The organism is Sphingobium indicum BiD32 (assembly GCF_000382885.1).
Taxonomy (GTDB): Bacteria; Pseudomonadota; Alphaproteobacteria; order Sphingomonadales; family Sphingomonadaceae; genus Sphingobium; species Sphingobium japonicum_C.
This window is the reverse complement of the sequence record NZ_CAVK010000115.1, coordinates 1-19938: the sequence shown is the minus strand read 5'-3', so window position 1 is coordinate 19938 and position 19938 is coordinate 1. Positions and strand designations below refer to the sequence as shown.

Sequence of the window (19938 nt, the reverse complement as noted above, 5' to 3'; positions counted from 1 at the left end):
AAATCCGTTACAAGTCCACCTTCGAGTTCGAACGCACCGTTTCGCGGCTCAACGAAATGGCGTCGGCGGAATATCTCCAGAGTGGCCATGGGGCCTCTGAACGACTTGCAAATGAGCCGGCTGTAGCATGAGCATGATCCTCCAGAGGCGCTTTCCCCTGTGATTGGCAAGGGGCGCCTGCGGGGCGAGCAACAAGATGGCTGTCCGCCAAGGAGAGTCCGAAGAGGTGCAAGCAGGGTTGATCAGATAGCCATGGTCATCCCGCTGCCCAATGGCGCGCGGATCAATTGGATGCCACGATTTGTCGGACGCTGAGGATTCAGGGGTTGCTGCGAAGCTGTTCGGCGGCTGGACGGCGTTGCGGGGGGTGCGTGATGATGCGTCGGACTGGATTGCTGACCTCAATCTGGCATCGCATGTTCAGATCTTGGAGCGGCGCGGCATCTGGCCAGGTTGCGCTACGATCGGTGATCCATCTTCGGGCAAGCCGTTCGTGTCGGAAATTGGCGACTACCGCTCGCTGCATTTCGATTGGGGATGCGTGCAGAGCGGCATGAGCGTGGCCAACCCGTTGAAGCTGACACTCGATTACACCAAGGCGATGATGGGATTCCTGTTCTTCAACCCAGCACCGCGCTTCATCGAGATGATCGGGCTCGGTGGTGGCTCACTGGCTAAGTTTTGCCACCACGTTCTCCCCAGCGCCGATATCACAGTGGTGGAACTGGACGCAGAGGTGATCGCGATGCGCAACCATTTTTCCGTTCCGGCCGAAAGCGAGAGATTTCGCATCGTGTGTGGCGATGGAGCGGCATATGTCCGCACGTCGCTCATCCGGCCCGACGTTCTGCTCGTCGATGGCTTCGACGCACGCGGGCAGCCGCCTCAGCTATGTAGTCCGGAATTCTATGCGCAGTGCTTTGAGAGGCTGGCGCCCAATGGACTGTTGGTCGTCAATCTCTGGGGTGACGATCCCGGACACTTCCGTCACGCGGCGCTGATCAAACACATTTTCTCGGGGAAGTTGGTTTTGGTGCCTTCGATCGGAAGTGCGAACCAAACGGTTATAGCGCGCAAGGGATCGGATCTTTCGCTAACAAAGACGCAGATGAACCAGGTGACGATTCTGTTCAAGCAAAGCTGTGCCCGATTTCTTCCAGCGATAGGGAAGCGCATATTTCGACAGTTGGAAATTGCCAGCAAACATTAGCGGCGCCCATACGACCTGCTCTGCCGCCTATGACTGAAAGATCATTGCCACCGCATTGGGTGCGGTATCGCGAGATGGTTTGGCACCACGCTATTTTCGCGGCTTACAAATGATGCACTCGTCGGAAACGCACTGGCCACCAGCGATGTTCTTGGGAATCCAGGAATCAATTACCTTCGGGTCAGGGCTGCCGACCTTACGGTACGCACCCGAGGTGAGCGACCCCGATGCCTGCGTGCTTACGGCGATCGTGCGACAGCTCGCCCGGTGCAACACGATATAGTCCGCGCTGCGATTGGCCCGGAAGTTGATGACATAGGCATCTGGATGAACCCTGGTCCATTCGAGAAATTCATCATCGTCTGCAAAAAGTTGTGCGGTATTCATAATCGTCCATTTCGATGAAAGGTGGATGTATTGAGCAAGTGGCGGCTCGAGGGGATGCGGGTTGAGAGTTAATTGAAGTCTGGTGGCTTCTTTTTGCGGGGACCAGCGTAGAGAAGGGCCGCCACGATTGCTGCCGATCCGATACCGCTTCCCTCAAAATGGCGAGGCGACCCAGTCGGCTTCATTCCACCCGTGGCAGAACATGGCACCCTTGGGGCAGGCGATGGTTCGCAGTCGCCCACCGACCCTTTGCCACTGTCGATCAGGCCTGAGTTATGCCTTCGGTTCTTGATCACATCCCATACCCTCGTTCTGGACACGCTGCGCGAAAACATGGCGCGCGCGGTCGCCGTCGAGCGCGACCGAAATATGCCGTCCCGATCGGTCCAGTCGCTCGTAGATGAGGCCGCCATCGGATGCCCAGGTCAGCGCCTCGCCTGAAAGATGGAGACACAGTCGTGCACCCGGCTTGGTGTGGAGCGCTTGGCGCATCTTCTCGACACTCAATGCGAATCCGAGCGCGTCGTGATGATCGGCTGTCGGAAGAGTGACAACCTGCGGGTGACCTATGGGACGGGGCTCATGGCGAGCGGTCATCATGGGTCTTGCTTCGGATCGGACAAAGCTTCCTTCCGAAGGCGCTCGGTGCGCGCCTGTTCCGCACGCTCGCGCTGTTCTTTCTGCTGATCATGCCACCGCCCCCCAGCGATGGTTGTGGCTATAAAAACCACCATGAGAATTACGCTGATGGCGATAATGCCGAATATGATCATCTGAACTTCCAGAACATTTGGGGGCGTCGCTCAACGAGCGCTGCTCGCTTTCGTGTGGAGGGGGATGCCGGTTCGCGAGGCGATAGATTATGGATAGGTCGCATCATCGGACCGGCGGCGAAATCAGGGAGCCCGGCTTCGCAGCCGGCCCGGCGGGGCACTCCTTTTCTGGTCAGCGTGGCGCTCATCGATGCTCAGACGCGCTCGATAATGATTGCCGGAGCCATGCCGCCGCCCGCGCACATCGTGATCAATCCTCGCTTGAGGTCACGTCGATCGAGTTCATCGAGTAATGTGCCGATCAGCATCGGCCCGGTTGCGCCGATCGGGTGGCCGAGCGCACAGGCGCCGCCATTGACGTTGACCCTGTCGCGATCGAGCCCCAGATCTCGGATGAACTTTTCAGCAACGACGGCGAACGCCTCGTTGATCTCCCACAGATCGATATCCTCGATCCGTAGCCGCGCCTTTTCAAGAACGCGCCTCGCAGCAGGGACAGGCGCGTTGAGCATGAGCGTGGGGCAGTCGCCCATGTTCGTCGCCATGACGACCCGCGCGCGAGGCTTCCAGCCGTTGCGTGCGGTATAATCCGGGGAGGCCAGCAGAATTGCCGACGCTCCATCGACCACGCCTGAACTGTTGCCGGCATGGTGAATGGCCTGCCAGGTCAGGTCGGGATATTTTTGGTTGATCATTTGCCGGAAGGTTACGCCATCATCATAAGGGGCATGATCAGTGATGGAAGCAAAGCTGGGCTTGAGACCGGCCAAGGTCTGTGCGGTCGTCTCTGGGCGCGGATACTCGTCCCGATCGAGCGCCATGCTACCGTCCTCATTCAGCACAGCGACAAGGCTTTTGGCAAACCGGCCTTCGCGGATTGCGATGTCGGCTCGGCGTTGGCTTTCGAGCCCCAGCGCGTCGACATCTTCGCGGGTGATGCCTTCCATCGCGGCGATCGCGTCCGCGCAGACGCCTTGATGCGATTGCGGATGAAGTTTCTGCAGCGCGGGATTGCCCGTGCCGACACCCATTGGTTTGAATCCGGCTGCGGCTTCCTCCGACGCTAGTTGGGCAAGATAGGACATCATTTCGACGCCACCCGCGATCACGCAATCAGCGAAACCAGACATGATTTGACCTGCGGCCAGATTGACGCTGGTGATCCCGCCGCCACAGAAACGGTCGAGCGTCATACCGCTGGCTTTGAGATCATAGTCTGCGAGGAGAGCCGACATGCGCCCGATGTCGCTTCCCTGCTTTCCTTTCTGGGTGCTGGTCGCAAAAATGACGTCATCGACCTCGGACGTTTCGAGGTCGTTGCGTTCAGCCAATGCCTTCAACACCGTCGCGCCGAGGTGCTGGGGGTGGAGGTGCGACAAGGCGCCCTTGCCCGGTTTGCCGATGCCGCGCGGCGTGCGGACGGTATCGATAATATAGGCAATCGTCATATACTTGGCTCCTGATGGCCTGATCGCGCCCAGCAGATCTGCTGGGCGATGTTCCCAACTCGACGCGCTTCAGTCTTCGGCCTCGTCCTGACCGAGGCGTTTGGACAGGAAGATGAACTCGCCGACTTCGTAGCCGATCCGCCTGTAAAATCGGGCGGTCGCACGGTTTTCTGCACGCACCATCAGCTGGATCTTGGGAATGCCGAGATCCTCGATCCACGCTTCGCAGGCGGCCATCATCTGGCTTCCGAATCCGCATCGTTGGTGGCCTGGCGACACCGCCAGATAATAGACCCAGCCCCTATGCCCGTCGCTGCCGACCATAGCGGTCGCGACGAGCTGGTCGTTCAGAAGGCCTGCCAGGATCGTCGAGGTCGGCGTGGCCAGCGCCCGTTCGGCGTCGGCCTGCGGATCGTTCCATGGCTTCAGCAGGTCGGTGACCCACCATAAGGCGACGGCAGCTTTCACTTCGGCAGTTGCCAGCCGTCTGATCTTCAATACCGAGGCCATCACGGCTGGCTCGGGGGCGACGCCGCAGCTCGACCCTCAAACCCGCCCATGCCGTGCCACCACTGATAGGCGATAACAGCGCCCTTGGCCGGTTGAAGAAGACCAACGCCAAGCACCAGGGCCAGCGGCAGCCAGATTGCCAAACTGACCCAAATCGGGGGATCAAACGCAAGCGTGACAGTTGCCATTCCGGGGACGATTACATGGCCCAGAACCAGAATGACGATGTATGGCGGAAAGTCGTCGGCGCGATGATGAGTCCAGTCCTGGTGGCAGGCAGGGCAGCGATCAACCGGTTTGAGGAATGCGCTGAAAAGCCGAGTGGCGCCACAGGCAGGGCACAGGCAGCGCAGCCCACGCCAAAGCGCGCTCCAGATCGTCTTTGGCGGCGGCCCGGATCTTTCCTCGCGCTGACGCGTGAGCTGGACTACTCTGTTGGCAGCCTCATCCAACAAGATTGGGTCGGGTAACACCCAGCGATCGACTGGTTGGTTCACCTCAGGCATGAGCGCCCACAGCCGGAGCGGCATCGCGCACTGACCGATCGACGCCATCTTCGAACTGGCGGAAATTCTGGACGAAGAGTTGCACCAGGTTTTTAGCTGCCGCGTCGTAAGCGCCTTTGTCCGCCCAGGTCGCGCGCGGGATAAGAATCTTGTGCTCGACGCCGGGCACGGTGATCGGCACCAAGAAACCGAAATTGGCATCGACACGGAACTCGGCATCATTGAGACTACCGTCGAGGGCTGCGTTGAGCAGGGTGCGTGTTACCTTGATCGGCATCCGGCGCCCCGTCCCATATTGCCCGCCCGTCCAGCCGGTGTTGACGAGCCAGCAATCCACCGCGCCCTTGGCGATCCGGTCCTTGAGCAGATTGCCGTAAACCGACGGGTGCCGCGGCATGAAAGGGGCGCCGAAGCAAGTCGAGAAGGTTGCTTCGGGCTCCGTGACGCCAATTTCTGTGCCGGCGACCTTGGCGGTATAGCCGGAGAGGAAATGATACATGGCCTGGGCCGGGGTGAGCTTGGCGATCGGGGGCAGCACGCCGAAAGCGTCAGCGGTCAGCATCACGAGGTTCCGGGGCACAGGCCCCATATTCTCGCTGGAGGCATTGGGGATGAAGTCGATCGGATAGGCCCCCCGAGTATTCTCGGCGAGCCTCGCATCGTCGAGATCGAGCTGCCGAGTGTCGGGATCCATCACGACATTTTCAAGGATGGTGCCGAACCGTTGGGTCGTGGCGAAGATTTCGGGCTCGGCTTCCGATGATAGCCGGATCATCTTGGCGTAGCAGCCGCCTTCGAAATTGAACACGGCGGTGTCGGACCAGCCATGTTCGTCGTCGCCAATCAGCGTCCGGCTCGCATCGGCGGACAAGGTGGTCTTGCCGGTTCCGGACAGGCCGAAGAAGATCGCCGTGTCGCCCTTGGGACCGATATTGGCCGAGCAGTGCATCGGCATCACGCCGCGCGGGGGCAGGACATAGTTCAGGATCGAGAACACCGCTTTCTTTATCTCGCCGGCATAGGCCGTACCGCCGATCAGGATCGTCTTACGGGTAAAATCAACCGCGATGATCGTTTCCGACCGGCAGCCGTGCCGCTTGGGATCGGCCTTGAACGAGGGGAGGTCGATGATCGTATATTCTGGCGCAAACGCGGTCAGCTCCTCGGCAGTTGGCCGGACCAGCAGCGTGCGGACGAACTGCGAATGCCATGCGAGTTCCGTAACGACCCGGACGTTGACGCGGTATTCTGGCTGCGAGCCGCCATGGAGATCCTGGACGAAGACCGTGTCGAGCGTCGCGAGATGGGCGAGAAAGTCGCGCTGCAGGACGTCGAAATCGTCAGGTGAGAGACCTTGGTTGACCTTTCCCCACCAAATGGCGTCCTCGGTGACACGATCGCGAACGATGAACTTGTCCTGGGCTGATCGCCCGGTATGCCTTCCGGTTTCCACCACCAGCGGACCGCTCTCTGCCAGCTTGCCTTCATTGCGGCGCAGCGCCACCTCGACCAAGAACGGCGTATCCTCATTCTGGTGGACGACGGCGGACGGGCTGAAACCGAAGCCGTTGAGGGCAGGGGCGGAAAGACTGGAATCCATCGGTAGCTCCGTCATAAAAAATGGATCAAGATACACAATCACGTGGGTCGTCTTGACGATCGGCCGTTGGCGATCCGGGCCGACTCCTCGAGCGCAAAGCCAAGTTCGAACATCAGTTCGGCCGCTTCCCCTGCCGAGAGCGCCATCTCGACGACCTCATCGCCAGTGCGAACTTCCACAAGGACTGTGCGCTCACCTGTCGTCCGACCCGTATCGAGCGCACGCACGGATATACCCCGCGAACGCCCTCGCCTCAGGGGAATTACAGTGCGTCCCGTTTGGGACGTCAGTGTTCGGGCCTCTCTGGTCATGGATTGAGTCCTCAGTGGCTATGATGCGTGGTCGCGGCCACCGATCAGGCCTCGACCCCCTCCTTCACAAGCGTGCGATCCGCAAAAATTGAAGGAATTTCCTGATGGACAAGGATGCCAGCTTTCGTGCCCGCGAAGAATAGACTGGGAGTGTGCCATGTCATCAGGACAGCGCAAAGCGCTCCGTCGATCTCGACAAGGTCATTCTTCCCAGGCATTTCAGCAAAGTACATATCGCCCTTTACTGAAGCCTCGTCTCTACTCTTTCCGTACATGACATGTACTAGCATGGTGGTTCCTTCATTTCTCGCATCGGAACGCGCCAGGCCAAAAGGCGCCCGGTCGACGATGGTCGCATGGGCCGTGGACGGTGCTGTCCTGACGGATGCGAGGCGCGGCGATCTCGCGCCTGCCTGACGTCGGGCTTCGGGTTGCAGCTATGGCCTTTTGATCCCCTCAATGCTCCTGCAGGCGGAATTGCCTTGCAGCTCATTCTCTAAGGTATAATATATAGCACATTAGTTTGAAGTGTTAAAGACAGATATTGATGCATTAAACATCAACCGTATTGGATGCGCCCGGGCTGGACGTGTCCGCTCCGCCAGCTGTGCCCTGCAGCCTCGCGCAAAATAGAAATGGACCAGCGAATGGCTATGCAAAACGATCTGCGGTCTTCCGAAAGGGAAGCCTTGCTGTTTCACTCGGAGGGCCGGCCAGGCAAGATCGAGATTATAGCCTCAAAGCCCATGGCCACCCAGCGCGACCTTTCGCTTGCTTATTCGCCAGGCGTAGCCGTGCCCGTACGCGCCATCGCTGAAGATCCGGCTCTTGCCTATGAGTATACGATCAAGGGCAATCTCGTGGCGGTGATCACGAACGGCACCGCGATCCTGGGCCTTGGAAATCTGGGAGCGCTTGCGTCAAAGCCGGTGATGGAGGGCAAGGCGGTGTTGTTCAAGCGCTTCGCCGACGTCGATGCCATCGACCTCGAGCTCGACACCGAAGATCCCGATGCCTTTATCAACTCCGTTGCCTTGATGGAGCCCTCCTTCGGAGGGATCAACCTGGAAGATATCAAGGCGCCAGAGTGCTTTATCATCGAGCAAGCCCTGCGCGAGCGAATGAACATCCCCGTGTTTCATGATGATCAGCACGGCACTGCGGTCATCATGGCCGCCGGCTTGATCAACGCGCTCCATCTGACCGGTCGGGCAATGAAGGATGTCAAAATGGTCGTGAACGGCGCCGGTGCGGCGGCGATCGCGTGTACAGCGTTGGCGAAGTCGATCGGCATCCCCGGTGACCAGGTGATCCTCTGCGATTCCAAGGGGGTCATCTATCGCGGTCGCACGGACGGCATCAACCAGTGGAAGTCTGCGCATGCGGCTGAGACCGATGCCCGTACTCTGGCCGATGCGATGCGGGGTGCGGATGTCTTTCTTGGTCTGTCGGTCGAGGGCGCGGTCTCGGCCGAGATGGTGGAATCAATGGCGCCCAGGCCGATCATCTTCGCGCTCGCGAACCCCAATCCGGAGATCCTGCCTGAGACGGTCAAGGCAATCCGTCCCGACGCGATCATTGCAACCGGGCGGTCAGACTATGCCAATCAGATCAACAATGTTCTTGGATTTCCTTACATATTTCGTGGGGCGCTCGACGTTCGGGCGACGACCGTCAATGAGGAGATGAAGGTCGCCGCTGCTCATGCAATCGCCGAGTTGGCAAGGCAGCGCGTACCCGAGGAGGTGGCTGCCGCCTATGGTGGCAAAGGCAGCACCTTTGGGCCGGACTATATCATACCCGCGCCATTCGATCCCCGTCTCATCGAGACCGTGCCGATCGCGGTCGCCCGCGCGGCGATGGCCAGCGGCGTGGCGCGTCGCCCAATTACCGACGAGACCGCCTATCGCAGCCAGTTGCGCGCGCGATTGAATCCGACCACCGCAGTGCTGGCGTCCGCCTATGAGGAAGCGCGATCTCACCCCAAGCGGCTGATCTTCACGGAGGCCGAGGAGGAAACGGTCCTTCGGGCTGCTATCGCTTTCAGGGAAGAGGGCTATGGCGTGCCCGTCCTGATCGGCCACGCTGACCGGGTTCGTGAGGGGCTGGATCGACTGGGCTGTGATGCCGCCGAGTTCGAGATCCACAACGCGCGGGTGTCACCTTTGATTCCCGAAATGGTCGCCCGGCTCTATACCCGCCTGCAGAGAAAAGGATTTCTGCATCGAGATTGCCTGCGCCTCGTAAACCAGGACCGTAATGTGTTCGGCGCACTCTTGCTCGATATGGGGCACGGAGACGCTATGATCACCGGGACGACGCGTCACTTCCGCCAGTCGCTCGATCAGGTAAGATTGGTCTTGGACCCCGCAGAGGGGCATTTGCCGTTTGGCGTCCATGTCCTGGTCGGACGCAGCAGCACCGTCTTTGTCGCCGACACGACCGTGAATGAACGCCCGACGGCTTCCGAACTGGCCGATATCGCGCAGCAGACGGCGACGATCGCGCGCCGCATGGGGCACGCACCGCGCGTGGCGTTCCTATCCTATTCCAATTTCGGCAATCCGCCGGGAGAGTGGCTCGAAACGTCACGCGAGGCCGTTATATTGCTCGACGGGCGCGGTGTTGACTTTGAATTTGAGGGGGAGATGTCGCCAGATGTTGCACTTAACAGCACTCTCAAGCGCCATTATCCGTTTAGCCGACTGACTGGACCCGCCAACGTCCTCATCATGCCCGGTCTTCAATCCGCAAACATCTCCGCCAAGCTTCTCAAGGAACTGGGCAGCGGAGCTGTATTGGGACCGTTCCTCGTCGGCATGGAAAAACCTGTCCAGATCGCGGCAATGACATCGACGGCGTCCGACCTGCTGACGATGGCCGTGCTTGCAGGGGCCGGGGTCGTCTGTTGAGATGTGCTGCGAGACGAATTGCTAAATCACCCTGCCGCCTGGGTGGCTGGACGATGCCGCTATTATGGGAGTTGCAGGTTCCCGGGACGATGTGTGGCATGAACACGGCGTCCTTGCTCAGCTGCGCACATGGCCCCCAAGACCTCGGCTGAGAGGCTTCGCTAATCGGGTACGCTTTACCACAACTTATAATCCGGCTTGGCATCGATCATTTGGAGGAAGCTTTGTCGCACTGTCTCGAGTCGGAAGGGAAGCAGGGCTTCTACTTTTTTTCGGACGGCATCGGTGCCGCGAGAATGCTCCCGGTGGATGGACTAAGAGTTGGGGTCAGTGCCTCGTACTCCGCCACAAACTGCGCCATGTTTTCCCGGTAGGCCAGCCACTGCGCAGCATGCGCGCGCGCCTTCGCAACGGCCTCGTGAATTTCTTGCAAATTGACCGACGCCGACCCGTCGTCGATATCGGGGAGCGTTGGTTTGGCGGGTTCGCCTCCTTTCTTGTGCCGAATCATCTTGTCGCTCGCCGGGATGATTGCCGGATTGGTGAGCCGACGACATAGGCATTCCAGATCCTCGCTGCGGTCATCGTCCGGGGACCAGCGCGTGATGCGCCGCGAGAGCGTTTGCTCCGAAATAGGTGACGCCGATACTCATCAAGGCGGGCCAGACGACCGCGAATGTTGCGCCAAACCCAAGATAAACGCTCGTTACCATGACCGCTGCCGGTACCGGCACAAGGGTGAGGATGGCCTGGCTGATCGTCGCGAGGCAGAGAACCACGCGCAAATTCTTTATCACCTGGCGCGGAGCGATCAGTGAGATGCTGCGTGAGACGTGACGGATGCGCGTAGCCGTGACCTCAATCAGCGCCTGCCTGGTCATGGCAAAATTGAAAGCGGTGAGAAGATAGAACCAGGCAAGGATGGGCGTGGCCGCGATACGATCCGAACTGGTGTGGACGAGCAGCGGACCCGCCAGTCCGTGGCGGGAAAGAATGGCGAAGGTCAGCGTGACGATCACGATCGACAGCAGCTGGCGCGTCGCGGCCGCGGCGCCGGCGTGGAATAACCAAAGCATCGCGCGCGGCGGTTTCACGGCGCACGGGCGCCCTGCGACACATGGCCAATCAACGCCACCAGCGCCTTGAGGAGCGTCTCAGGAGAGGGCGGGCAGCCGGCTATATGCAGATCGACCGGCACCACCGCCGACACACCGCCGACAACGGCATAGCTTCCGGCAAAACAGCCGCCGTCAGCTGCACAGTCTCCCACGGAAACAACCCATTTGGGCGAGGGGGTGGCATTATAGGTGCGCTCCAGCGCTTCGCGCATGTTCCGCGTGACCGGGCCGGTGACGAGCAGGACATCAGCATGGCGCGGAGAGGCGACGAAACGAAGGCCGAAGCGCTCGAGATCGTAAAAGGCGTTGGCGAGGGCATGGATCTCGAGTTCGCAGCCATTGCAGGAACCGGCATCGATTTCGCGGATCGAAAGGCTCCGTCCAAGCCGTCGCCGTGCGACGTCACCGAGCGTCGTGGCAAGCGCCGCGATATCGGCGAGTTCCATATCTGGCGGGGCTTCCGTCAGTGGCGCTCGGGTCAGGCTTTCGAACAGAAGCTTGCGCATGATCAACCCTACAGGTCGTGCCCGGAATAGGAGCAGTTGAACGATTTGTTGCAGAGCGGGAAATCCGCAACGATGTTGCCTTCGATCGCGGCCTCGAGCACCGGCCATTGAAACCAGGACGGGTCGCGCAGGTGGCATCGCTCGACGATCCCTGTCGGGTCGAGCCGAAGCCAGCAGAGAATGTCGCCGCGAAACCCCTCGACAAGGGCAATGCCTTCGCGTGTTTCCGGACCATGGCCGATAGCGACCGAGATGTCGCCCGACGGCATTCCCTCCAGAAGCTGGTCGATCAGTCCCAGGCTTTGTTCCACCTCTCGGATGCGCACCCACAGCCGCGCGTTGACGTCGCCTTCCTGAAACAGGGGCACGTCGAAGCGCAGCGAGTCATAGGGTGGGTAGGCAAGATCGCGGCGCGTATCGAACGCGCGCCCCGAGGCCCGCCCCACATATCCACCGCAGCCATATTGATGGGCAAGGGCGTGCGACAGGATTCCCGCGCCGACTGTGCGGTCCTGCAGGGAGGCGGTGTTGTCAAACAGCTCGATCAAGGGAGGGAAGGCCTGCCGGATGGTCGCCATAAGCGATCGGATGCCCTCCGCACCTGCGCGATCCAGATCGATAGCGACACCGCCAGGCACGACCTTGTCCATCATCAGGCGGTGGCCGAAACAGGCGCTCGATTGCCGCAACACGCGCTCGCGCAGCACGGCAGTGTGGGCATGCATCAAGGCGAATGCGGCATCGTTGCAGGCGGCCCCGATATCGCCGACATGGTTCGCGATCCGCTCCAACTCGGCCATCAACGCCCGCAGCCAATGGGCCCGCGCCGGAATTTCGATTCCCAGCGCCGCCTCGGCCGCGCGCGCGAAGGCAATTGAATAGGCCACAGTGCTATCGCCCGAAATCCTCCCCGCAAGCCGGGCCGCGCGCTCCAGCGAGGCGCCGGCCATGAGGGACTCGACGCCCTTGTGCGTGTAGCCCAGGCGTTCCTCGAGGCGCACGACGGTCTCGCCATTGGCAGTGAACCGGAAATGTCCCGGCTCGATAATGCCGGCATGGACCGGACCGACACCGATCCGGTGCAGGCCTTCGCCTTCCGCCGTCAGGAAGGCATAGGGGGCACCCTCACCGGAGGTTTCGGTGGTGATCCCGAGGGGATGACCGACGCGCCAGCGTCCATGATCGAGCCAGGGCCTATCGTCGGGTGCGCCGACGGGTTCGAGGCCGAACAAATCAGCTATGGTTCGTTCGAGCCGGTGGGCCGGCGGATGACGCCGGGCGACCGACGGAAATTGGCCGGTGGGACAGGGCAGGGAGGCGACAGCCAGTTCTCCCTGGCTTTCGCCACGGCTCATATCGAGCAGCGCCATGTGGACTGCCCCTGCGTCCCCCCACAGGCCCGCCAGCGTCCAGCGGCCTTCCGCAAGTTGTGCAGCAAGGGCGGACCATGTGTCCGCGTCCACAATTCTGCGCGGCCATGGATGGTGGGCATGCGGCGGCGTGCCTGCCATTGCCTTGATCATACTTTGCATATGCCCTCCCGGTTCAATGGAGGAGGCCAGCGACATGCTGGAACCAGGCGACCAGCGGAGGAGGTAGATATATCCCCGCGACGAAGACGAGTCCAAGATGGGCGATCATTGGCAGATGGGACGCCTTGACCGGGTGGCTGACGCCCGTTGGTTCGCCGAACGCCAGTCCATGGACCTTGAGCAAGAGAGCGCCAAAGGCGACCAGCAGGCCGATCACCAAAGGAATGGCAAGCAGCGGTGCACGCGCGAAGGTCGAACTCACGACGAGGAACTCGCTCATGAAGACACCCATCGGCGGCATGCCCGCGATCGCGACGACCCCGGCCACAAGTCCCCAGCCCAACAGGGGATGGCTCACGGTCAGGCCGCGTATGTCCTCGATCTTCTGCGTGTCCTTGGCCTGCGCGATATGGCCGACGGTGAAGAAGATGGCCGATTTGGTCAGGCTGTGCATCGTCATGTGCAGCAACCCCGCGAAATTCGCGAGTGGGCCACCCAGGCCGAAGGCGAAGGCGATGATCCCCATATGCTCGATCGATGAATAGGCGAACAGCCGTTTGATGTCCCTTCGCCGGTACAGCATGAAGCCCGCGAAGATCAGGGAGACCAGCCCCATCGTCATCAACAATGGCCCCGGCGCGATCGCACCAGGGTTCGCGGCCAGTAGCAACTTGAACCGCAAGACTGCGTGCAGCGCGACATTGAGCAACAGGCCCGACAGCACCGCCGAAATCGGCGTCGGACCCTCGGCGTGCGCGTCCGGGAGCCAGGCGTGCAGTGGTGCGAGCCCGATTTTGGTGCCGTAGCCCAGCAGCAGGAAGACGAAGGCGAGATTGAGCAACGCGGGGTCGAGCGCGGCGGCGTGCTTGATCAGCACAGTCCAGATCATGCCATCGGGGCCTTCGCCGACTACCGGACGGGCAGCCATATAGATCAGGATCGTGCCAAACAGCGCCAGCGCGATACCGACGCTGCCGAGGATGAAATATTTCCACGCCGCTTCAAGGGCCTCATGGGTGCGATAGATGCCGACCATCAGGACGGTCGTGAGCGTCGAAAGCTCGATCGCGACCCACATCAACCCGATATTGTTCGCCAGCAGCGCTAGGTTCAGGCCGAACAGGAGTATCTGATACATCGCATGGTAGAAGCGCAGCTGGACCGTCGTCAGGCGGCCTGTTTCCAGTTCATGACCGATATAGCTGGCGCTGAACACGCTCGTGGTGAAGCCGACAAAGGTGTTGAGGACGATGAAGACGATATTGAGATCATCGACCAGCAGATAGGGGCCGGGTGGTAGCTTGTGTACAAACAGCGATAGCGCCGCCAGCAGCGTGAGAAAGGCTGAACCGGCGTTGAGGCGAGCCGACAGTTTGTAGTTGGGAATGAACAGCAGCAAGGCGGCCGTCACCAGCGGGATCGCCAGGATCAGGCCGTCGCCGGTGGCAGGCATGCCGATCACCGGCGCTCGCCCCGGAAATCGTCCATGGCCTGGAGATCGACCGAGTCGAAGCGCTCGCGGATCCTGAACAGGAAGACGCCGATGACGATGAAGGCAACCAGAACGGAAAAGGCGACGCTGATCTCGACGACAAACGGCATGCCCTTCGCGCCGGTGGCAGCCAGAATCAGCCCGTTCTCGAGTGACATGAAGCCGACCACCTGGCTGACGGCGTTGCGCCGGGTCACCATCATCAATAGGCCCAGCAGCACGACCGAGAGCGCAAAGGCGAGATCCTCGCGGGCGTACATGTCGGCCTCCGCGGTGACGCGCAGGATGACGACCATGGACAGTGCGACCAGGCCCAATCCGCCCAGCATGGTAGGACCGATGTTGACGGCTGTTTCGACTTCGCGGTGGATGCCCAGGCGTCTGATCATCCGGTGCAGCGCGACCGGAATGATGATTGCCTTGACCGAGAGAGCGATTGCGGCCGTCAGATAGAGGTGGGGGGCATCCTGCACATAGGCTTGCCACGCGACCGAAAGCGCCAACACGACCGCCTGGAACGCGAAGACGTTCAGCAGTGCCGACAGGCGATCCTGATAGAGCAGCATCAAGCTGACAAGGACGAGGCTCCCTGCCAGGAAATGCGCAACGTCGAAAGCAAGCTTGTCCAAACTACAGACTCCGCGAGACGAATAACAGGAGCGTGCCGAGAAACCCGAGCATCAGCGCGGCGCCGAGAAAATCCGGTACACGGAACACGCGCATCTTCGCGATCAGGGTTTCAAAGATGGCGAGCAAGCAGCCTGCGATGCCGATCTTGCCAATATACACGGCCGCGCCGATCAGATGCACATGTAGCGGAGCGCCCGCCGGTGCGAGGCCCCATGGCACGAACACGCAGGCGATCAGGGAACAATAGAGCAGAAGCTTGATCGCCGAGGCGAGTTCGAGAAGCGCTAGGTGCCTGCCCGAATATTCCAGCACCATCGCTTCATGCACCATCGTGAGTTCGAGATGGGTCGCGGGATTGTCGACCGGCATCCGCGCGTTCTCGGCAAGCGCAACGATGACAAGCGCAAACAGGGCCATGCCGAGTGAGACCCGTAGACCCACACCTGCCAGCATGATGTTGGCCACGGTCGAAAGCTGGGTTGAGCCGGCGACGAGGGCGATCGTGAACACGATCATGATCAGTGCGGGTTCGGCGAGCGTCGCGATCATCGCCTCACGGCTCGATCCGATGCCGCCAAAGCTGGTGCCGACATCCATGCCGGCCAGCGCGAGAAAGAAGCGCGCGCTGCCGAGCAACGCGATGATGACGATGAGATCCGCCGACCAGCTGAACAGCAACCCCGTGGCGAAGGTAGGGATCAGGGCGGCCGCGACCCAGGTCGCGGCGAAGACGATATAGGGCACGATCCGGAACAGCCAGGACGCGCTCTCGGCGACGACGGCCTCCTTGCGTGCAAGCCGGATCAGATCGCGATAAGGCTGCAGGAGTGGCGGCCCCTGTCGCCGCAGCAGCCGCGCCTTCACCTTGCGCACCAGCCCGGTCAGCAGCGGCGAGAACAGCAGCACAAGCAGCATCTGCGAGATCTGGATCGAAAAGCCGTTGATCAGGAGCATATCGATCATGACCATGCGGCGAGGATCAGCAGGAGCAGGATCAGGGCACCGAAGACCAGGCTCAGATAGCGGCGGATGGTGAGGAATTGCAGATGGTTCAGCCGTTCCGCGAGGTAAGCGACCAGGCGGATGATCGGATCGTAGATCAAATCCCAGGCCAGATCACGTAGCGTGACGGTTATCCGTGCCGGACGGCCGTCCCCCGGCGATGGCATATCGACCACTTCGGTGGCGCGAAAAGCGAAGCCGCCGAACACGCGGCGCAGGGGCTGGGCGAAGCTGTCCGCTGTATATTGGGTGGCCGGACTGGGGTCGGGAAAACCGCAATCCCACGCCGGCGCTCGGCGCAGCTTGTCCGATGCAAGGCGGTGGATGACGAAGGCCGCAAGCGATGCCGAGGCGGTGATGAAGAGGAACACCAGCAGGCCATTATAGGAGCTGCGGCTTTCGGCGATCGGCACGATCGAAAGCCAGGCGACATGAGTTTGGACCGGCATGCGTGACCCGGTAAGTGCGCTGGAGACGGGCGCGAGCGCGTCGATGACGAGTGCCGGGAATATCCCTGTGAGCAGGCATAGAAGCGCAAGGGTCGCCATGGCGGCGATCGACAGCCCGTCGACCTCATGGGCGTTGGATGCAGCCGGGCTCCTCGGCCTGCCAAGGAAGGAAATGCCGAACGCGCGCACGAAACAGGCTGCCGCCAGCGCTGCGGCCAATGCGAGCATGGCACCGACCGCCGGGATGAGGAGCTTCAGCGCCCATTGGGGAAGCTCTGGGCTAAGCAGGACGGCTTGCAGCATGAGCCATTCCGACGCGAAGCCATTGAGAGGCGGCAAGGCCGAGATCGCGACCGCGCCGACCAGGAATAACAGGCCCGTGGCGGGCATCCGGTTGAGCAGCCCGCCCAGCGTCTCCATTCGTCTCTCACCCGTGGCGGTCAGAACAGCGCCCGCACCGAAGAATAAAAGGCTCTTGAAGAGTGCATGATTGAGGACGTGAAAAAGCGCCGCGGTCATTGCAAGCGCTGCGGCTGCCTTCATGCCGTTGCCCTCAAACGCCAGCGCCAGGCCGATCGCGACAAAGATCAGCCCGATATTCTCGATCGTGCTGTAAGCGAGGACACGCTTGATATCATTTTGCATGAGGGCGGTGAGAACACCGAGGACCGCGGTAATGGCACCGGCGAAGAGTACCGGTACCGCCCACCACCAGGAAACGGGTCCGAGCAGGTCGAAAGTGATCCGGATGAAGCCGTAGACGGCGACCTTGGTCATCACGCCGCTCATCAGTGCCGAGACATGGCTTGGTGCCGCCGGGTGCGCGAGGGGCAACCAGACATGAAGCGGGACGAGACCCGCCTTGGAACCGGTGCCCAACAAAGCGAGAGCAAGCACCAGGCCCGCAAGGCCGGTCGGCGCGCCATGCGCGCGCATTGTCGCGAAGGCATATCCGCCCTCGGGGCCGGCCATCAGGCCGAAGGCGAGCAGCAGCGCCAGCGTTCCGAAGCTCGCCATCACGATATAGACATAACCCGCCTTCCTATTCTCCGCCTCGCGATGGTGCGTCATGACCAAGGCCCATGACGCCAGGGACATGGACTCCCAGGAGAGGAGAAAGGTGAAGGCATCGGCCGCCACCAGCACCAAATTCATGCCCGCCAGGAAGAGCGGGAAAAACGGCAGAACCCGCTCGGGCGCGGATTCGTGGCGACCATAGCCCAGCCCATAAAGGCTGGCGGCGGCCCCGCCCAGATTGATCACGACAAGGAAGAATGCCGCGAGCGCATCGAGGCGGAAATTGGCGCCGATCCAGGGAAGGCCGAGCGGCAGGACGATTTCCGAAACAGCCGCCGGGCGGGCAATCAAATGAACGATCGCGACGGCGCACGCGATCGCACAGACGGTCAGACTGCTGCCGTAAATCAGCCATCTGGCCCATTTAAGACGACCGACCGCCACCGCGATAGCGCCGGTGATCAGCAAGGCCGCCACGCACCACAGCGTTGCGACGATGGGCGCGATAGCCGCCATTCAAGCCACTCGCGACCCGGTCAGCGACCAATCGCCCGTTCGACTGGCCCCGTTGGGCATTCCTTGGCCAGAGAACCGGACGCCACGCCCACCCTTAGGGCTGGCCGCACCGTCCGCGATGAACTCGATTCCCGCATCATCAAGGGCGCCGATAAGTTTCATCAGAGAGTCGACATTTCCCCTAATGATGTCCTTGCTCGCTTCCATCCGCTGGATGGTCGGCATGGATAGCCCCGACAACAGGGCAAGTTCTCGCTGATCGATCCCGAGTAGGGCTCGGGCACCGCGCAACTGGGCCGCTCCTATCATCCGCTTGCCTCCACAGTCATTTAGTGAGCCATAGGATATCACGTCTGCATCGGCAATGATAATGCTAAAAGCAGCTATATTGATATATAAAGCTTGAGTCCGGTTTGCTCCGCATTGTCTCGAGTGCGGGCTCGCCCATGCCGGGTTCACGCCAATGACGGCTCTGCCGCCTTGCTGATCAAGATGGTTGGGGGCGTGTCGTTGCGCTGGCGATTGCCACGGAGGTCAACCTGCACCTTGCTTTCTGGCTGCTCATTCTGTCGCGGCTGACCTTGACGTTTTTCTTCGTCGTCGGAGCGCTGGCGCGCGAGAGGCCATATGTCCGCATTCGAATGGCGCCATGCAATGGGCGGCACGGATCCTGTCGATCGCGAACCATAGGCATCATGTTTGAATCACTTATTCTAATATGCAATGATGTTGTAATGATATATAAAACATGCATCATGCCCTAGGTCATCGATCATAGAGACCGGGTTCAATCGATGACATGAATGCCCGCGGACGGCTGGCAATCCGCGGAATGGCCAATGTGCGCAGACGGTTGCAGCACGCTGGGCTGGGAGATGTCGATGAGCACTGAATCCCGCGGACGACCGAGACCAATGTCTCCTCACCTCCAGATCTATCGTCCGACGATCACCATGGCGATGTCCTTTGCCCATCGTCTCACAGGAGCTGCCCTTTATCTCGGCACCTTGCTGGTGGCTTGGTGGCTCATCGCCGTCACGTTGTCGGCGAATTCTTACGCCGTCTTTCAAGGTTTTCTGGATTCCTGGCCGGGGCAGCTCATTCTATTTGGCTACATATGGGCGTTGATCCACCATATGCTCGGCGGCCTTCGCCACCTGCTCTGGGATTTCGGGATCTGGATTGATCTGCCAGCGGCCAGCCGGCTCGCCTGGGCCACTCTGATCGGATCTACGGTCTTGGCAACGGTGGCCTGGATGGCCGGGCATTCCATCAGGGCCATGATCCCATGACCGACATGCGCACGCCGCGTCGCCGGGCGCGTGGACTTGGTGCAGCCGGAAGCGGATCCATGCATTTCTGGATGCAGCGCGTAACCGCAATCGCGAATGTCCCGCTGGTGATCTTCCTGCTTTCGCTCCTCGTCGCCCTCATCGGATTGGGCCATGAAGCAGCGCGTAGCTATATCGCCAATCCCCTTGTTGGCATCATGCTCATATTGCTGGTCGTTTCCGGAGCATTTCATATGCGCTTGGGCATGCAGGTCATCATCGAAGATTATATCCACAGCCCAGCAATCAAAATGGCCTGCCTTGTGGGAAATATCCTGTTCTCCGCCGCGATCGGTATCGCGTGCATTTATGCCGTGCTCAGGACGAGCCTGGGTTCGTGACGTGTTGAGGTGTGAATGATGGGCGGATACGGCACTTATCAATTTACCGATCATACCTACGACGTCGTGGTGGTCGGAGCTGGCGGTGCAGGGCTGCGCGCAACCCAAGGGGCGGTCCAGGCCGGCCTGAGGACGGCGTGCATCAGCAAGGTATTCCCGACCCGCAGCCATACCGTCGCGGCGCAGGGTGGAATTGCCGCCAGCCTTGGCAATCTTGGCGAGGATAGCTGGCAGTGGCATATGTACGATACGGTCAAGGGCTCCGACTGGCTCGGCGACCAGGACGCCATTGAATATATGTGCCGGCAGGCCGTGCCGACGGTTCTCGAGCTTGAGCATGCCGGCCT

The 19938-nt window shown here is 60.8% G+C and carries 22 protein-coding genes; 5 read left to right on the top strand and 17 right to left on the bottom strand.

The genetic code is table 11. The features are described 5' to 3' along the window. Positions 1–301 precede the first annotated feature (301 nt). Entirely contained in the window at positions 302–1210 is a 909-nt protein-coding gene (locus EBBID32_RS11570; RefSeq protein ID WP_006957097.1) for a spermidine synthase-like protein, read from the top strand. Positions 1211–1300: 90 nt separating this feature from the next. Here EBBID32_RS11570 and EBBID32_RS11565 read toward each other — a convergent pair whose 3' ends face one another. The 9 genes from EBBID32_RS11565 to EBBID32_RS11535 form a co-directional block, all read right to left on the bottom strand. Then, complete coding sequence (locus EBBID32_RS11565; RefSeq protein ID WP_006957096.1) at positions 1301–1597, bottom strand: hypothetical protein; 297 nt, start codon at positions 1595–1597, stop codon at positions 1301–1303. A 273-nt stretch (positions 1598–1870) separates the two neighbouring features. Next, complete coding sequence (locus EBBID32_RS11560; protein ID WP_037490275.1) at positions 1871–2197, bottom strand: hypothetical protein; 327 nt, start codon at positions 2195–2197, stop codon at positions 1871–1873. After that, entirely contained in the window at positions 2194–2370 is a 177-nt protein-coding gene (locus EBBID32_RS24115; protein WP_156022538.1) for a hypothetical protein, read from the bottom strand. Before EBBID32_RS24115 ends, EBBID32_RS11560 begins: the two co-directional genes overlap by 4 nt. Positions 2371–2564: 194 nt before the next feature. Continuing rightward, positions 2565–3818 carry an acetyl-CoA C-acetyltransferase gene (locus EBBID32_RS11555; protein WP_006957093.1) on the bottom strand — a complete coding sequence of 418 codons (1254 nt, stop codon included), beginning with the start codon at positions 3816–3818 and terminating at the stop codon, positions 2565–2567. A gap of 69 nt (positions 3819–3887) precedes the next feature. After that, positions 3888–4328, bottom strand: a complete 441-nt coding sequence (locus tag EBBID32_RS11550; RefSeq protein ID WP_006957091.1) for a GNAT family acetyltransferase — start codon at positions 4326–4328, stop codon at positions 3888–3890. After that, the gene (locus EBBID32_RS11545) at positions 4328–4834 is read right to left on the bottom strand and encodes a DUF983 domain-containing protein (RefSeq protein ID WP_081628083.1); all 507 of its coding nucleotides are present in this window, start codon (positions 4832–4834) and stop codon (positions 4328–4330) included. Before EBBID32_RS11545 ends, EBBID32_RS11550 begins: the two co-directional genes overlap by 1 nt. After that, entirely contained in the window at positions 4827–6434 is a 1608-nt protein-coding gene (locus EBBID32_RS11540) for a phosphoenolpyruvate carboxykinase (protein ID WP_006957086.1), read from the bottom strand. Before EBBID32_RS11540 ends, EBBID32_RS11545 begins: the two co-directional genes overlap by 8 nt. A 38-nt stretch (positions 6435–6472) precedes the next feature. Then, positions 6473–6661, bottom strand: a complete 189-nt coding sequence (locus EBBID32_RS24110) for a hypothetical protein (RefSeq protein WP_231382177.1) — start codon at positions 6659–6661, stop codon at positions 6473–6475. Between the two features lie 128 nt (positions 6662–6789). After that, entirely contained in the window at positions 6790–7035 is a 246-nt protein-coding gene (locus EBBID32_RS11535) for a hypothetical protein (protein WP_037490272.1), read from the bottom strand. Positions 7036–7392: 357 nt separating this feature from the next. On the opposite strand from EBBID32_RS11535, the gene EBBID32_RS11530 reads away from it, so the two are divergent. Then, a complete protein-coding gene (locus tag EBBID32_RS11530) occupies positions 7393–9657 on the top strand; it encodes an NADP-dependent malic enzyme (protein ID WP_006957081.1) in 2265 nt (754 codons plus the stop codon). A 262-nt stretch (positions 9658–9919) separates the two neighbouring features. Here the strand turns inward: EBBID32_RS11530 and EBBID32_RS11525 are convergent, their stop codons facing one another. The 8 genes from EBBID32_RS11525 to hyfB form a co-directional block, all read right to left on the bottom strand. Further along, the gene (locus EBBID32_RS11525; protein WP_006957078.1) at positions 9920–10168 is read right to left on the bottom strand and encodes a hypothetical protein; all 249 of its coding nucleotides are present in this window, start codon (positions 10166–10168) and stop codon (positions 9920–9922) included. Positions 10169–10238: 70 nt separating this feature from the next. After that, positions 10239–10751, bottom strand: a complete 513-nt coding sequence (locus tag EBBID32_RS11520) for a hypothetical protein (RefSeq protein WP_006957077.1) — start codon at positions 10749–10751, stop codon at positions 10239–10241. Then, the gene (locus tag EBBID32_RS11515) at positions 10748–11281 is read right to left on the bottom strand and encodes an NADH-quinone oxidoreductase subunit B family protein (RefSeq protein ID WP_037490292.1); all 534 of its coding nucleotides are present in this window, start codon (positions 11279–11281) and stop codon (positions 10748–10750) included. Before EBBID32_RS11515 ends, EBBID32_RS11520 begins: the two co-directional genes overlap by 4 nt. Positions 11282–11289: 8 nt before the next feature. Beyond that, on the bottom strand, positions 11290–12651 hold the full coding sequence (locus EBBID32_RS11510; RefSeq protein ID WP_196805645.1) for a hydrogenase large subunit: 1362 nt from the start codon (positions 12649–12651) through the stop codon (positions 11290–11292). Between the two features lie 175 nt (positions 12652–12826). Beyond that, positions 12827–14266 (bottom strand): hydrogenase 4 subunit F, encoded by a 1440-nt coding sequence (locus tag EBBID32_RS11505; protein ID WP_037490287.1) that lies wholly within the window; start codon positions 14264–14266, stop codon positions 12827–12829. A 5-nt stretch (positions 14267–14271) separates the two neighbouring features. Next, positions 14272–14934 (bottom strand): hypothetical protein, encoded by a 663-nt coding sequence (locus tag EBBID32_RS11500; RefSeq protein WP_006957069.1) that lies wholly within the window; start codon positions 14932–14934, stop codon positions 14272–14274. Position 14935: 1 nt separating this feature from the next. After that, complete coding sequence (locus EBBID32_RS11495; protein WP_196805644.1) at positions 14936–15898, bottom strand: respiratory chain complex I subunit 1 family protein; 963 nt, start codon at positions 15896–15898, stop codon at positions 14936–14938. Continuing rightward, entirely contained in the window at positions 15895–17919 is a 2025-nt protein-coding gene (hyfB, locus tag EBBID32_RS11490) for a hydrogenase 4 subunit B (protein WP_006957067.1), read from the bottom strand. The genes EBBID32_RS11495 and hyfB overlap by 4 nt, the downstream gene beginning before the upstream one ends. Positions 17920–18800: 881 nt before the next feature. On the opposite strand from hyfB, the gene sdhC reads away from it, so the two are divergent. The 3 genes from sdhC to EBBID32_RS11465 all read left to right on the top strand — a co-directional run. Continuing rightward, positions 18801–19211, top strand: coding sequence for a succinate dehydrogenase, cytochrome b556 subunit (sdhC, locus tag EBBID32_RS11475; protein ID WP_196805643.1), 411 nt, complete (start codon positions 18801–18803; stop codon positions 19209–19211). After that, positions 19208–19591 (top strand): succinate dehydrogenase, hydrophobic membrane anchor protein, encoded by a 384-nt coding sequence (gene sdhD / locus EBBID32_RS11470; RefSeq protein WP_037490264.1) that lies wholly within the window; start codon positions 19208–19210, stop codon positions 19589–19591. The genes sdhC and sdhD overlap by 4 nt, the downstream gene beginning before the upstream one ends. 15 nt (positions 19592–19606) lie before the next feature. Next, positions 19607–19938: FAD-binding protein (locus EBBID32_RS11465; protein WP_037490262.1), on the top strand; the 332-nt coding region annotated here is incomplete at its 3' end.